16 protein-coding genes are annotated in these 15,854 nt (G+C 32.7%); 15 read left to right on the forward strand and 1 reads right to left on the reverse strand.

Features of this window, described 5'->3' with window-relative positions:
* The 4 genes from secA to ACI3VO_RS09930 all read left to right on the forward strand — a co-directional run.
* The coding region (secA, locus tag ACI3VO_RS09915; protein ID WP_439757767.1) for a preprotein translocase subunit SecA at positions 1–2,160 on the forward strand (2,160 nt) is incomplete at its 5' end.
* A 9-nt stretch (positions 2,161–2,169) separates the two neighbouring features.
* A protein-coding gene (gene prfB, locus ACI3VO_RS09920) for a peptide chain release factor 2 (RefSeq protein WP_439757768.1) occupies positions 2,170–3,283 on the forward strand; the annotation gives its coding sequence in 2 pieces (ribosomal slippage) (positions 2,170–2,244 and positions 2,246–3,283; 1,113 coding nt in all).
* Positions 3,284–3,349: 66 nt separating this feature from the next.
* Positions 3,350–5,491, forward strand: coding sequence for a Tex family protein (locus ACI3VO_RS09925; RefSeq protein WP_439757769.1), 2,142 nt, complete (start codon positions 3,350–3,352; stop codon positions 5,489–5,491).
* A gap of 29 nt (positions 5,492–5,520) precedes the next feature.
* A complete protein-coding gene (locus tag ACI3VO_RS09930; protein WP_439757770.1) occupies positions 5,521–6,036 on the forward strand; it encodes a GNAT family N-acetyltransferase in 516 nt (171 codons plus the stop codon).
* 67 nt (positions 6,037–6,103) lie between these two features.
* Here the strand turns inward: ACI3VO_RS09930 and ACI3VO_RS09935 are convergent, their stop codons facing one another.
* Positions 6,104–6,982, reverse strand: a complete 879-nt coding sequence (locus ACI3VO_RS09935) for a LysR family transcriptional regulator (protein ID WP_439757771.1) — start codon at positions 6,980–6,982, stop codon at positions 6,104–6,106.
* Between the two features lie 268 nt (positions 6,983–7,250).
* Between ACI3VO_RS09935 and ACI3VO_RS09940 the strand changes: the two genes are divergently transcribed.
* From ACI3VO_RS09940 to ACI3VO_RS09990, 11 genes are all read left to right on the forward strand, one after another.
* Entirely contained in the window at positions 7,251–8,642 is a 1,392-nt protein-coding gene (locus ACI3VO_RS09940; protein ID WP_439757772.1) for an LVIVD repeat-containing protein, read from the forward strand.
* A 166-nt stretch (positions 8,643–8,808) separates the two neighbouring features.
* Positions 8,809–9,741 carry a flavodoxin family protein gene (locus ACI3VO_RS09945; RefSeq protein ID WP_439757773.1) on the forward strand — a complete coding sequence of 311 codons (933 nt, stop codon included), beginning with the start codon at positions 8,809–8,811 and terminating at the stop codon, positions 9,739–9,741.
* Between the two features lie 47 nt (positions 9,742–9,788).
* Positions 9,789–10,232: a hypothetical protein gene (locus tag ACI3VO_RS09950; protein ID WP_439757774.1), complete on the forward strand. Its 444-nt coding sequence runs from the start codon at positions 9,789–9,791 to the stop codon at positions 10,230–10,232.
* A gap of 18 nt (positions 10,233–10,250) precedes the next feature.
* Positions 10,251–10,748, forward strand: coding sequence for a DUF1097 domain-containing protein (locus tag ACI3VO_RS09955; RefSeq protein WP_439757775.1), 498 nt, complete (start codon positions 10,251–10,253; stop codon positions 10,746–10,748).
* A gap of 29 nt (positions 10,749–10,777) precedes the next feature.
* A complete protein-coding gene (locus ACI3VO_RS09960; protein ID WP_439757776.1) occupies positions 10,778–11,623 on the forward strand; it encodes an acetyl-CoA hydrolase in 846 nt (281 codons plus the stop codon).
* 29 nt (positions 11,624–11,652) lie between these two features.
* Positions 11,653–12,357: a nucleotide-binding protein gene (locus tag ACI3VO_RS09965; protein WP_439757777.1), complete on the forward strand. Its 705-nt coding sequence runs from the start codon at positions 11,653–11,655 to the stop codon at positions 12,355–12,357.
* A 13-nt stretch (positions 12,358–12,370) separates the two neighbouring features.
* Entirely contained in the window at positions 12,371–12,574 is a 204-nt protein-coding gene (locus ACI3VO_RS09970; RefSeq protein ID WP_439757778.1) for a DUF362 domain-containing protein, read from the forward strand.
* A 21-nt stretch (positions 12,575–12,595) separates the two neighbouring features.
* A complete protein-coding gene (gene vorB, locus ACI3VO_RS09975; protein ID WP_439757779.1) occupies positions 12,596–13,675 on the forward strand; it encodes a 3-methyl-2-oxobutanoate dehydrogenase subunit VorB in 1,080 nt (359 codons plus the stop codon).
* Between the two features lie 13 nt (positions 13,676–13,688).
* Positions 13,689–14,426, forward strand: coding sequence for a thiamine pyrophosphate-dependent enzyme (locus ACI3VO_RS09980; protein WP_439757780.1), 738 nt, complete (start codon positions 13,689–13,691; stop codon positions 14,424–14,426).
* An 11-nt stretch (positions 14,427–14,437) separates the two neighbouring features.
* Positions 14,438–14,983 carry a 2-oxoacid:acceptor oxidoreductase family protein gene (locus ACI3VO_RS09985; RefSeq protein WP_439757781.1) on the forward strand — a complete coding sequence of 182 codons (546 nt, stop codon included), beginning with the start codon at positions 14,438–14,440 and terminating at the stop codon, positions 14,981–14,983.
* Between the two features lie 22 nt (positions 14,984–15,005).
* The coding region (locus ACI3VO_RS09990) for a phosphate acyltransferase (RefSeq protein ID WP_439757782.1) at positions 15,006–15,854 on the forward strand (849 nt) is incomplete at its 3' end.

Consider the following 15,854-nt stretch of genomic DNA (forward strand, 5'->3'; position numbering starts at 1 on the left):
ATTGTAATTCACAAAGAACAAAGAGTTCACAGAGAATTAAACTACGCTATTGTCGATGAAGTTGACTCTATCTTAATAGATGAAGCTCGTACACCACTTATCATATCTGGTCCTGGGGATAAATCTACTCATTTATACACAGATGCCAACACATTTGTATTGACATTAAAGAGACCAAGTAAAACTCAACAAGAAAAAACAGAAGAAGAAAAGGAACTTCCATCAGATGGAGATTACGAAATAGATGAAAAACAAAAAGCTGTTTCATTAAGTGAATCAGGTATTAAAAAGGCAGAAGTTTACTTCAACGTTGAAAATATAACAGATGTAGAACATACTGAATTATTCCACCATATAAACCAAGCACTTAAAGCACACGCTATAATGAAAAAAGACGTAGACTACGTTGCTAAAGACGGTGAAATAATCATAGTTGACGAATTTACAGGACGTCTAATGTTTGGTAGAAGATATTCAGAAGGTCTACATCAAGCTATAGAAGCTAAAGAAGGATTACATGTTCAAAGAGAATCAAAAACTCTTGCAACTATAACATTCCAAAACTTCTTTAGAATGTATGCTAAGCTTGCAGGTATGACAGGTACAGCTAAAACAGAAGAAGAAGAATTTAAATCAATCTACAAAATGGACGTTGTACAAGTACCTACAAATGAACCAGTAATAAGAGAAGATTTACCAGATGTTGTTTACAAAAATGAAAAAGGTAAATTCAACGCAGTGGCAGAAGATATAATAGAAAGACACGAAAAAAATCAACCAGTACTAGTTGGTACTGTATCAATAGAAAAATCAGAATTATTATCACAAATCCTTAAGAGAAAGGGTATAAAACACGAGGTTTTAAATGCTAAGAACCACGAAAAAGAAGCTGAAATAATCGCACAAGCAGGTAGACTTGGGGCAGTTACAATAGCAACAAATATGGCTGGTCGTGGTACCGACATTATGCTTGGTGGTAACCCATTATTCTTAACTAAAAAGGAATTAAGAAGACAAGGATTCACTGAAGAATCTATAAAGAGAGTTGATACTAGTATAGATGCTGAAGAATTAGCTGAAAATGAAGATTTAGCAAAAGCTAAAGAAACATTTGATCATTTATACGATAAATATAAAGAACAAGCTGCAAAAGAACAAGAAGAAGTAAAAGCAGCTGGTGGACTTGCTATAATCGGTACAGAAAGACATGAGTCTCGAAGAATAGACAATCAGTTAAGAGGTCGTTCTGGACGTCAAGGTGACCCAGGTGCATCAAGATTCTATATAGGACTTGACGATGACCTTATGAGATTATTCGGAAGCGAAAAAATCAAAGGCCTTGTAGACAAAATAGGTCTAGAAGAAGATATGCCTATAGAACACAAGATGTTAACTAAATCTATTGAAGGTGCACAAAAGAAAGTCGAAGGTAGAAACTTCGGTATAAGAAAACACGTACTTCAATACGATGATGTTATGAATAAACAAAGACAAGTTATATACGCTGAAAGAAGTAAGGTTCTTGAAGGCGAAGATATGCACGAATATATCCAATCTATGGTAAAAGACAGAATAGCTTTAGCTGTAGAAGCATACACAGAAGAAAAGAAAATTGATTATGCTGGATTAAAACACTACCTATATGGAGCATTTATGCCAGCAGAAAGCTTAGAAGTAGAAGGATTAGATGCTTTAGCAGGACAAGAATTAATAGACAAAATATACGAAATAGCTCAAGCAATCTACCAAGAAAAAGAAGATATCATAACACCAGAAAGAATGAGAGAAATAGAAAGAATCATACTTTTACAATGTGTTGATAATCACTGGATAGATCATATAGATGCTATGGATCAATTACGTCAAGGTATAGGCCTTCGTGCTTTAGGTCAACAAGACCCAGTAATAGCATACAAAATGGAAGGTTTCAATATGTTCGACGAAATGATCGACCAAATAAGACACGATACAGTTAGATACTTATTCGGTATAACTATAGAACAACAACCAAAGGAAAGAAAACAAGTAGTAGATGTTGATAATATATCTTCATCAACTGATGAGAAAAAACCAGTTGTTAAGGAACAAAAAATAGGAAGAAACGATCCTTGCCCATGTGGTAGTGGTAAAAAATATAAAAACTGCTGCGGTAGAAACTAGGAGGTTCTGATGTTAAGAGAACTAGATTACAGACAATCAGTAGAAAAGATGTCTGCAGACTTACAAGAATTGGGTGTTTCTCTTTGACTTAGCTTCAAAGAATGACGAGATTCAAAGGTATGAGGAAGAAATAAACAAGCAGGAATTTTGGGACGATAATGAAAGAGCTCAAAAGATACTTCAAAAGAGCAACGACCTAAAGGCTGTTGTTGAAGAATACGAAGGCTTACAAGAGGACTTGGAGGAAATTGAGGTTTTAATAGAATTAGGACTAGAGGAAAACGACGAGTCCATAGAAAAGGACATAGAAAAATCTATAAAAAATCTAGAAAATAAAATAGATAAAGTAAAAATAAAGACATTATTAAGTGGACAATACGATAATAGTAACGCAATATTAGCTATAAATGCAGGTACAGGAGGATTAGATGCACAGGACTGTGCACAAATCCTTCTTAGAATGTATCTTAGATGGGCTGATGACAGAGGATTTAAGGTTCATACTTTAGATATGATACAAGACCCAGCAGCAGGTATAAAAAGTGTTACATTGTCAATAGAAGGACTAAACGCCTATGGATATCTAAAAAGCGAAAAAGGAGTCCATAGAATAGTTAGAATATCTCCTTTTGATGCATCAGGTAAAAGACATACTTCATTTGTGTCAGTTGATGTTACGCCAGAGCTAGATGATAGTATAGAAGTCGACATAAATCCAAATGATTTAAAAATAGACACATATAGATCATCAGGAGCTGGAGGGCAACACGTAAATAAAACGGACTCTGCAGTTAGAATAACTCATATTCCAACTGGTATAGTAGTTCAATGCCAAAATGAAAGATCGCAATTCCAGAATAAAGATACAGCGATGAAAATTTTAAAAGGTAAGCTTGTTCATTTAAAGGAATTAGAAAACAAAGAGAGAATAGAAGATATACAAGGCAAATATTCACAGATAACTTGGGGTAGTCAAATCAGATCCTATGTATTCCAGCCTTATAAGCTTGTTAAGGATCACAGAACTAATGCCGAGATAGGAAATGTGGATAGTGTATTAGATGGAAATATAGATTTATTTATAAACGAATACTTGAAGATGAATAAAATCAAAAGTAAATAAAAATAAAATAAGGGGGCTAGGCATATAGTTGCTAGCTCCTTATTTTTTAAAGGAGTTGTGTAAGGTTTGGATATATATAATATTTTAGAAAAAGAATTTAATGTAAAAAGAGAGTATATAGACAATACTGTAAAATTAATTGATGAAGGAAATACAATACCTTTTATTGCTAGATATAGAAAAGAAATGACTGGCGAAATGAGCGACGTCGTTTTGAGACAGCTATACGATAGATTGGTTTATTTGAGAAATCTAGAAGCTAGAAAAGAAGATGTAACTAGAATAATAGATGAACAAGGAAAATTGACTGAAGATTTGAAAAAGGCAATAGCAAAAGCGAAAACTCTTCAAGAAGTAGAAGATATATATGCTCCTTACAAACAAAAGAAAAGAACTAGAGCGACTATAGCTAAAGAAAAGGGATTAGAACCTCTAGCTAATTCTATCTTAGAAAAAAATATCTTAGATATAAATGCTGAAGCATCTAAATATATAGACGCAGAAAAAGGCGTAGAAACAGTAGAAGACGCTATAAAAGGAGCCTTAGATATAATTGCCGAAATAGTTTCTGATGATGCAGATATAAGAAAATACATAAGAAAACTATCTATAGACCACGGTGTAATTTCTACTCAAAATGCAACTGACGAAAAATCAGTATATGATATGTACTACGATTACAGCGAGCCAGTTAAAACAATGGCATCACATAGGGTATTGGCTATAAACAGAGGTGAAAAGGAAAATTTCCTAAAGGTTAAATTAGAAATAGACAACGACAAAGTATTAGATTATATACAAAACAAATACATAAACAAAAATAATTTAGAAAATGCATTAGAAATAACAACAGCCATAGACGATTCATATAAGAGACTTATATTCCCATCAATAGAAAGGGAGATAAGAGCGTATTTAACTGAAAATGCTCAAGAAAGAGCGATAAGTGTATTTGGAGAAAATATAAAAAATCTATTATTACAACCACCTCTAAAGGGAAAAGTAGTAATGGGATTTGACCCAGGATACAGAAATGGATGTAAGATAGCTGTTGTGGACAGAAATGGAAAATTCCTAGACCAAGCAATCGTATATCCACATGAGCCACAAGCAAAAATGGAATCAGCCAAAAAGAAAGTTACAGAGCTTGTGAAAAAATACAGCATAGACGTAATAGCAATCGGAAATGGTACTGCATCTAGAGAATCAGAAAAAATGATAGCTGATTTAATCAAAGAGCAAAAGCTTCCAACTCAATACGTAATAGTAAGTGAAGCAGGAGCTTCTATATACTCAGCATCAGAGCTAGCAGCAGAAGAGCATCCAGATATCAATGTATCTATAAGAGGTGCGATTTCAATAGGTAGAAGACTTCAAGACCCACTTGCTGAGCTTGTAAAAATCGAGCCTCAAAACATAGGTGTAGGTCAATACCAACACGATTTAAATAAAAAGAGACTTACAGAGGTTTTAGATGGGGTCGTAGAGGACTCAGTTAACAGCGTCGGAGTTGATTTAAATACAGCGTCATATTCATTACTTGAACACGTTTCAGGTATAAGTAAATCAGTCGCAAAAAACATAGTTACATATAGAGAAGAAAACGGCGATTTCACATCTAGAGCTCAGCTTAAAAAGGTAAAAAGACTAGGACCAAGTGCCTTTGTTCAATGTGCAGGATTCATGAGAATCGCAGGAGGCAAAAATCCTCTAGACAACACAGGAGTCCATCCAGAAAGCTACGATGTATGTAAGCAAATGATAGAAATGCTAGGCTACACTATGAAGGATATCGAAAATAGAAATATATCTGACATAGACGCTAGAGTTAAAAAAATCGGATTAAAACAAATAAGCAAGAAACTAGAAGTAGGAGAACCTACTCTAAAAGATATAATCCAAGAAATCAAAAAGCCAGGACGCGACCCTAGGGATGAAGGTATGAAGCCTATTTTAAGAACAGATGTATTAAAAATCGAGGACATCAAGGAAGGCATGACTTTAAAAGGAACTGTAAGAAACGTAGTCGACTTCGGAGCCTTCGTAGATATCGGAATCAAAAACGACGGACTTGTTCACAAATCACAAATGAGCAACAAATTCGTAAAGGATCCTATGGAAATAGTTTCTGTTGGAGACATAGTAGATGTCAAGGTTATAGGTGTAGATTTAGATAAAGGTAGAGTTTCTCTATCTATGAAACTTTAATTATATACATTAGATAAGGGGTAGTAAAAATGGAATTTAGAAAAACAGTAAAAGCAGATGTGCCAAAAGTAATGGAAATAATAAACCAAGCTAAGGATTACCTTAAAGGAAAAGGAATTGACCAATGGCAAAAGGGATATCCAAACGAAGAGCTTATAAACGACGACATAGAAAAAGGCATAGGATATGTAATGGTTAAAGACGGGGAAGTAATAGCTACAACAGCTATATCTTTTGAAGAAGAAAGTGCCTACAACAAAATACAAGAAGGTAAATGGATAACAGAAGGAGAATACTCTTCAATCCACAGAATCGCAGTAGCTAATTCACAAAAAGGCTCAGGTGTAATGGGTGAAATGGTAAAATGTGTACAACAAATGAGCTTAGAAAGAGGAATGCACAGTATAAAAATCGATACACACGAAGAAAATCTTTCTATGCAAAAAGCGATGGAAAACAGTGGATTTAAATACTGCGGTGTGATCTATCTAGAAGGTGGACCAGAAGATGGAGACAAGAGAGTAGCATACGAAAAAGTATTCTAGAGATATATTCATAAAAATAATTATAAAAAATAAGACCTGTCTCATAAATTTGGGACAGGTTTTTATATTAAAGCATAGAAATGAATTTTTTTAATGCAGGATTTGTGTTATCTTTATTCCATATAGCCACGACTTCGACTTCATCTTCAGTATCTTTTATTGGTATAGCACGGATGTTTTTTGAGGAATTTTCGTTAATACAAAATGATGGTAAAATAGAAACTCCCATATTTGCTTCGACCATGCTTTCAATAGTTGAAAGATCATTGCAACGTTGCACTATATTAGGTATAAAGCCTGATTTTTCATATCTATCTTGAACCATAGATTTTTGACCGTATTCATTTCCAGTTTCTTTTATAAAAATAAATTTATCGTATTTTAATTCAGCTAAATCTATAGATTTCTTATTAGCTAATGGATGATAACAGGCTAATAAAGCAATCAAATTATATTTTCCTATAGATTTATATTCAAAATCTTTTAAAGGTTTATTTTTAGGATTAATTACAAATGCCAAATCCATATGGTTGTTTTTTACTAAATACAAAAGATCAGTTATTTCATAACTAACAATATTTAAAGATACATTTGGAAAAAAAGAAGAAAAATTTTTTATGTATTGAGTAAGTGTATCTTTTTTATATCCTAATAAAAATCCGATATTTAATGTACCAAAAAAACCATTTGCAAGCTGTTGAGTTTTATATATTGCATCATTAATATTTTTTAAAATATTTCGTGCTTCAGTTAAAAAAAATTCTCCAGCAGATGTCAATTCAACATGTCGCTTGTTTCTAATAAATAATTTAACTTGCATTTGATCCTCTAGTGATTTTATCTGTTGAGTAACAGCAGTTTGTGAAATATAAAATTCTTCTGCAGCTTTTGTAAAGCTTAGATTTTCAGCAACTGAAATGAAGTATTCTAATTGTCTAGTATTCAAAAAATCACTCTCCCCATAAAAATAAAATATACGATTAAATAGCCATTAAGCTAATTATATTATATTTAAAAGTAATTTAATAGGCATAATTAGAAATAGTTAAATTTCAATACTTATAGACTTTTAATAAGAAAAACTTATATGTTTAGCGATTGATTAATAAGAAAAACTTATATATTCAAAAGAAAACGATATTGGACTTTAATTTATTAGTGAAATAAAATAAAAGTATAGAAATTAATAATAAAAAAGAAAGAGAGGTTAAGCTATGGAAGACCAGTTTTATGCAAAAGGAAAAGGCAACAATGGATATATAAAAAATCTAGAAGTTTGCTCTTTCAACAATTTAGATGGAACTTGCGGGATGTTCCAAATGGCTTTGTATAAACAAAATGAAAAATATTATTTATACGGATGCTGTTTCGGTGGAACTAAGAAAAATGGCGTAATGATCAGTGATGTCACAGATCCTTACAATCCAAAGTTCATAAAACATTTCGAATTACTAGATCCAGAAGAGTATCCTACAACAACAACTCCTAAAATACAAATTGCAGATGATCTTATGATAGTAGCAATGAGTTGTGGTAGTGGACCAGGAGCTCTTGTAGACCAAGCAAAATTAAAAGACATCAAATGTGAAGCAGGCATTAGAATATATAGTTTAAAAGAAGACCCATTAAATCCAAAATTCTTAGGATATTGGGATTGTGGATTAAAACATGTAATGGGTGTTCATAGATTTATGTACAATGGGGGAAGATATGTACATTTATCAAGCGATTGTGTTGGGTTTGAAGGCTTAATATATAGAATTATAGATATAGAAGATCCAACTAACCCAGTCGAAGTAGGACGTTGGTGGAGACCAGATCAATATGCAGATGGTTATCCAAATAGAACCTTTGATCCAGGTGCACCTCATTGTCCATCATTCATGGATAAAGGATGGCTTCATGGACCTCCATTTGTTAGAGATGGAAAATCTTACTGTGGATACGGTGGTGCTGGTCTAGTAGTATTAGATGTTGAAGATGTTACAAGACCAAGATGCTTAGGAGAATTACCACTAATGCCAGCATTTTGTAGTAATTTAGCAGGTGCTAGAACTCATACAGCTTTACCATTACCAGGAAGAGATTTAGTTGTAGTTCAAAATGAAGGCGAAAGATTTCAATTCTTTACACCTGATGCAATTAAAGAAGTTCAAGCTATGAACAATATACATATGATAGATGTAAGTGATCCAACTAAACCAACTTTAATAGCTCAATTCCCATACCCAGAAGTACCTAAAGATTTCCCTTATCCAAACTTCAATGTAGCTGGATTAGGAAAACCAGGACCATTTGGACCGCATAATCTTCATGAACCAATGGATAATAAACCATGGTTAGAACAAAGAGGAGATAGAGTATATTGCTGTTATTTCCATGCTGGATTAAGAGTGTACGATGTATCTGATCCTTATTATATTAAGGAATTAGCTTACTTTATACCACCAAATCCTAACAAAACACCAGAAGAATCATATTTCCCTGGATTCCCTGGACCACGTTTAGCAGTTACAGAAGATGTAATTGTTGATGATAGAGGATATATAATAATAGATGCTCTAGACGATGGATTCTATATATTAAAAATGAAGGAAGAAAACTAAATAATTTATACATACAAATATATCCCGAATATATATATTTTAAAGTTAATAAAATACTCTCATCCTCGATATATTAATAGATATTTTATTGAGGATGAGCATAAATTTAAAATAAAATAATTAAAATAAATAATATAAAGTAGATAGTGAAAAAAGGAGAAAAAATATGAAAATACTAGGAATTTCTTTTGGAACAAAAAATGGAACTAATGATACTATGTGCAAGGTTGCACTTAAAGGGGCAAAGGATTCAGGAGCAGATGTTGAATTTATCCAAATGTCATCACTTGATATAAAACATTGTACAGGTTGTTGTGCATGTGTGAAAACGTTATTATCAGGAAAAGGAAGCAAATGTGTATTAAAAGATGATTTTGAATGGTTACTTGATAAAATGAAGGATGCAGATGGAATAATAGTTTCAGACCCTATATTTGAAGAAGGAGCATCAGGATTATTTCATACTGTAATGGACCGTTTTGGACCAAGAATAGATAAAGGAAATAATATAATAGGAACAAAAGTAGCAGAAGCTACAGGTGGAAAAATACCTGATCAAAGAATATTAAAAGACAAAGTAATATCATTTATGGGTATAGGTGGTTCTGATTGGGGAACTAGAGTTCAATGTGAACATGCTATGCTTGCACTTGTTCCAATGTGGAAAATTATAGACAATGCTTGGTTCCCATGGGCAAAAGAATTAATAATGGATGATGAAAGATTAGAAAAAGTTAGACAAATAGGTATAAACATAGTTGAAGCAGCCAAAGATTTTGAAAAATCAACTTATCAAGGAGAAGAAGGAGTATGTCCTCATTGCCATAATAAATTATTCTACCTTGAACCATATAGTGACAAAGCAATATGTGCATTATGTGGTATAGTAGGAAAAGTTGATACTTCAAGTGGTAAAACAGTATTTACTTTCCCAGAAGAACAACTAGGTCATGCACATGATACATTACCAGGAAAATTCATACACGGTGATGATATAAAAAGAATGGAAACTCATTATGCCGAAGTTCGTAAAACAGATGCTTTTAAAGAAAGAAAAGCTTCTTATAACTTCATAGAACCTTTAAAAGTGAATAACTAATAGAGATAGAACATTATTTTCAGTAAGTTTTATGGGAGGATTGCTATATGAATCAAAAACCAAGTTTTAAACAAATTGGGATTTTAAATGTGGTTAATAATATCCCTATGGCAATTATTATGTCAACAGCAGCACCATTACTTGGAGGTCAAGCGCTTGATCTTACTAACTGGATTATTAACGTAATAATAGCATTTATTATTGCATGTATTATAAATTTAGTTGTGCCAATAGGATTGATTGCAAATAAATTTCCAACTTTATTTAAATTAGATTCAAATAAACTTCCAGGTAGAATAGTAGGAAATATTCCAGTTGCATTTATTTTCGTAGTAATAATAGGTTTAATTCTTACATATTACAATGTTAGATTAGTACCTGTATTTGTATTCGCTTTTTTAGCAACATTCATACCTCTATATTTGATTTGTTTCGTAGTATCTATGATTACAAATCAAATAGCAATGAAATTAGCAGGTATGGAAAACTAAAAATAGTTTAGATAAAGAATGAATAGTAAAAATAAAGAAGTGCTAGCACTTGCTATAGGAATTGCACTTTTGCCACCAATATGGGCAGTGCTAGCACCTTATATAGGAATAACAACTGGAGCTGTAGCACTTATATGTGCAGGATTATATGTGACTAATGGAAATAAAGTTGAAGATGGTATGAAAATAATGTTTGGATTTTTATGCGGAGACTTATGGGCTGTATTAGCAATTTATGCTATGAAGTATTTGAATTTAAATCCAAATTTAGAATTATTTTTAATACTTTGTATATTAGGTTTTTTAGCAGTTTTAATTGGATCAGCATTACATAAATTTATATTTTTACCTTCATGGTTATGTGGATGGGCGATAGGCTTGACTATTATATCACCACAAGATATCTCAAGTGTTTTACCACTTGCTGTACAGATAGCAGTAGCCATGATAGTAGGGGTCTGGTATGTAGGAGCTGGTGTAGATTTATTTACTAAATTTATATTAAAAAATAAATAAAATAAGTAATTAGTATAGGAGAAAATATTATGGCATTTGATTTTAAAATAATGAGAAGTTTAATATATGTAGGTCTTGCTAAGGAAGAATATAGACCTAAATTAATGGATTGGCTATATCGTCATCATATTCCAGATAGTATAAGTAATTTTGGACCTTATTGTACTAAATATGCATTTTATCAAGCATATCCAACTCCACCAGAAGGAGATCGTTTTGGAGCTCGTAAGATGCAATTAACAGAACACTACTGGCTTGTAGATGAACATATGCCTGAAATGGCTAACAGAATAATGACAGAATACATGCCAATGGACGTTCTTCGTTGGCAAGGATGTATACCTGATGTAGAAAATAAAAAAGTTCACCAAAATGCAGAAAGTGGAGATGCTGGGCGTGCAGTAGGTGGAGATAATGGATGTCCTCCTTTTGTTTTTTCTTTTATTCCAATAAACTGGGAAGAAGATTTTAGAGGAAAAGGAAGAACTGTTGAAGATGGACCAAATTATCGTTGGCAATTTATGATTAAATATCCTGATGGAGTTGAAAAAGAAGAAGGCGAAAAATGGTTTTATGAAGAGGTAGTTCCATACTTTGAAAATTGTTGTTATGTAAATCGTTTTGTAAGTAGTAAAGTACAACTTAACTATGGAGCAACTGATTTTGATCGTGTAGTAGAATTATGGTTCGAAGGTGAAGAAGAGTGGTATACTGCCGTAGTTGAAAATTCTGGATCAATTAAAAAACCAGAATGGGCTCAACAAGAAAAATTCCCATATTTAAAACCACAATTTAACATAGTTTCAGTATTTTTAGGTGATATGGCAACTATGGATGCTTATACACAATATCATGGATATATCACAATGAGATAATATTTTCATTATAACAAGGAGTAGGTAAAATGATTGATTTAAAAGAAGTAGTACCTTCAAAGGGAAAAAATTTTATTTTTCTTGGAGAAGCAGGTAGTGGAAAAAGTGAAATATCTATTAATTTTGCCATAAATATGGCTAAGAATAATAATAAAAAAGTTCATTTCTTTGATATGGATATGACAAAGCCTTTATTTCGTTCAAGGGATTTAAGCGAGTATCTTAAAGAAGTGGGAGTAGAATTCCACTGTCAGGAACAATTCATGGATGCGCCTACCCTTGTTGGTGGAGTCAATCATCTTTTAAAAAGCAAAGATGAAATTGTGGTGATGGATGTAGGTGGAGATTACATAGGAGCTAGATCATTAGGTGGATTTGCTCCACTTATAAATAAGGAAGATACAGTTGTTTACTATGTTTTGAATAATATGCGTCCATGGTCTTACGATATAGAACATATAGATGGAACACTTGGAAAAATTTTAGGTGTATCTCATATAGATTTATCTCAAGTTAGATTTATAGATAATTCTAATAATGGAATTACAACTACAGCAGATGAATATTTAGAAGGAAGCAATAATATGGTAGAGATTGTAACTCAATATAAACCTATAGATTTTTCTTGTGTAAATGAAAACTTATATGATGAAGTAAAGGACAAAGCAAGATTACCTTTATTTTTAATTCATTTGTATTTAACTTATGAATGGTTAGAAGAGCAAGTATTATAATGGAGGAATAAAAATGGAAAAGATAAAAATAATTGCAGAGCGTTGTAAGAGCTGCGGATATTGTATTAAATTTTGTCCAAAAGAAGTTCTTCAAATAGGTCAAAATGTTAATGCGAAAGGTTATGAATATGTAGAACCTGTTAATTTAGATAAATGTGTATCATGTTGTATATGTGCAAGAATGTGTCCAGATGGAGCAATAGAAGTATATAAATAAGATTTTAAGGAGGCTATAAATATGGCAAGAAAATTCATGAAAGGCTGTGAAGCAATTGCAGAATCAGCTGTTAGAGCGGGATGTAGATTTTTTGCTGGTTATCCTATAACACCACAAAATGAGATTCCCGAATATTTTGCGAGAAGATTACCAGAGGTAGGAGGTACTTTTGTACAAGGAGAATCAGAGGTTGCATCAGTAAATATGGTATATGGTGCAGCATCAGCAGGAACTAGATCAATGACTTCATCAAGTAGTCCAGGGATCGCATTAAAGAGTGAAGGTATATCATACTGTGCATCAGCTAGAATACCTATGGTATATGCAAATATAGCTAGGGGGGGTCCAGGAGTTGGAAGTATACAACCAGCACAAATGGATTATCTTCAAGCTACTAAAGCAAGTGGAAACGGTGGATTCCAAATGATGGTTTTTGCACCAGCTACAGTTCAAGAAGCAGTAGATCTTACATATGCAGCATTTGATTATGCTGATAGAGATAGAAATCCAGTGTTGATATTAGCTGATGGTGTAATAGGAACTATGATGGAACCTGTTGAATTACCAGAGATGAAAAGCGATGAAGAAGTAGCAAAAATAAAAGAAAGTAAGAAATCTTGGGCATGCATAGGTCATAAGCTAGATTATGCTAATAGATCTTGGATTGAACCAGGTCACTGGAAAACAGAAGATATGCAAAAAGCAAATGAAGATGCTAATGAACTTTATAAATCATGGGAAAAAGATATTATGGTAGAAGAATATATGATAGAAGATGCTGAAATTGTTATTGCATCTTACGGAGTTTCTGCACGTATATCAAAAGCAGTAGTAAATATGCTTCGTAAAGAAGGAATAAAAGTAGGTATGATAAGACCTATAACAGTTCATCCATTCCCTTATAGTACTTTTGATAAATTAGATTACAGCAAAGTAAAAGCAGTATTAGATGTTGAAATGTCAATTCCAGCACAATTTATAACAGATGTAGAAAAAGGTGTTAAAGGACGTTGTCCAATAGAAACTTGCTTATGTTCAGGTGGAAATATAATGAAACGTCAAGACATAATCAAGGCTGTAAGAGAAATAGTGGAAAAATAGGAGGTTAGTAGAAATGGAATTAATTTATTCAAGAACAAAAACTATCCAAGAAGATAAAGTTTCTGGTTTCTGTCCAGGATGTATGCATAGTACTGTTATAAAATTAATAGGTGAAGTTTTAGAAGAAATGAACCTTGTAGATAAAGCAGCTTGTGTATTAGGCATAGGATGTTGTGGATTACATATGGACTATATGGCTTATGATAATACAACAGCACCTCATGGTCGTGCATGTGCAGTTGCAACAGGTATGAAAAGAAGTAACCCAGATTCTTTAGTATTTACATATCAAGGAGATGGAGATTTTGCTTCTATAGGTTTAGCAGAATCCATATCAGCAGCTAACCGTGGAGAAAACATAACTGTAATATTTGTAAATAACGGAATATACGGTATGACAGGGGGTCAATTAGCTCCAACTACACTTATAGGTATGAAAGCGTCTACTGCACCAAACGGAAGAATTGCAGAAGAACATGGATATCCAATGCATATGTGTGAAATATTAAATCAATTAACAGCTCCAGCATATCTAGAACGTACAAGCTGTAACACACCTGCAAATGTAAGTAAAACAAAAAAAGCAATTAAAAAAGCATTCCAAAATCAATTAGACGGTAAAGGATTTTCAATGGTAGAAATAGTTACAAGTTGTCCTACTAACTGGGGATTAGATCCATTGAAAGCACTAGATTATATAGAAGAAAAAATGTTACCTGAATTCCCATTAGGTGTAATCAGGGATAAATAGGAGGGAAAATAATGGAAACAAATTTATGTGTAGCAGGATTTGGTGGTCAAGGTGTAATGACTCTAGGAAAATTCTTAGCAGAAGCAACTTGTAATTCAACAGATAAAAACGTAACATTTTTCCCATCATATGGTGCGGAACAAAGAGGAGGAACAGCAAACTGTTTCGTTGTAATATCTGATGATGAAATAGGAGCACCTCTAGGAGATGAAATGGATGACTTAATAGTAATGAATGGTCCATCATTAGATAAATTTATAAATACTTTAAAACCAAATGGAACTCTTTATATAAATAGCTCAATAGTAAAACAAGAAATAGAAAGAGACGATATAAAAATAGTAAAAGCACCTGTAACAGAGTTAGCTCTAGAATTAGGTAATGCAAAAGTATTAAATATATTAATGCTTGGAGTTTATATAGGATATACAGAAGTAATAAAACCAGAAATAATTTGGGAAACGATAGAACGCAAACTTTCTAAAAAACCAAAGCTTCTTCCATTAAACAAACAAGCATTTGAAAAAGGTTTAGAAATAGGAAGAGAACAAAGATAGTTTATAGTTGGAGGAAAATACTGTGGAAATAAAAAATTTTCAAGAGATAATAGATAAAGTAAAAACATTGCCAACTAAAAAAAGAATGGTTATAGCAGCTGCTGGGGAGGAACATACTCTTCAAGCAGCTCTATATGCTAGAAAAGAAGGAGTTGTGACTCCTGTTCTTGTTGGTGATAAAAAAGAAATAGATAGAATTCTAAATGAATTAGGAGAAACTGTACCAGAAGAAGATATATATGATGTAGCTGATGTGAAGGAAGCTGCAGAAAAAGCTGTTCAGTTAGTTCGTGAAGGAAAAGGAGATTTCCTAATGAAGGGATTCTTAGATACAGCAGTAATATTAAAAGCAGTAGTAAATAAAGAACATGGTCTAGGAAAAGGTGGAGTTATGTCTCATTTTACTATGTTTGAAGTACCAAACTACCATAAAATACTTGTAGCTGTAGATGGTGGAATGGTTACATATCCTACATTAGAACAAAAGAAAGCGATAATAGAAAATACAGTAGGTGTTTTAAGATCTTATGGATATGAAAATCCAAAAGTAGGTGTACTTTCTTGTGTAGAAAAAGTAAACCCTAAAATGCCTGAAACTGTTGAAGCAGACGCACTTGCTAAAATGAATGTAGAAGGTGAAATCTCAGGATGTACTATAGCAGGGCCTATATCTTATGATTGTGCAATGAGTGCAGAAGTTGCAAAAACTAAAAAATATGAAAATCCTGTAGCAGGTAATGCTGATATATTAGTTGCACCAAATATACATGCTGGTAACATAATGGGAAAAATGCTTACTGTAACATGTGGTGCAAAAATGGCAGGATTTATAGTAGGAGCAAAATGTCCTATAGTTTTAACAAGTAGAGGT

This window comes from Intestinibacter sp. (assembly GCF_051866655.1).
In the GTDB taxonomy this organism is placed as follows: Bacteria; Bacillota; Clostridia; order Peptostreptococcales; family Peptostreptococcaceae; genus Intestinibacter.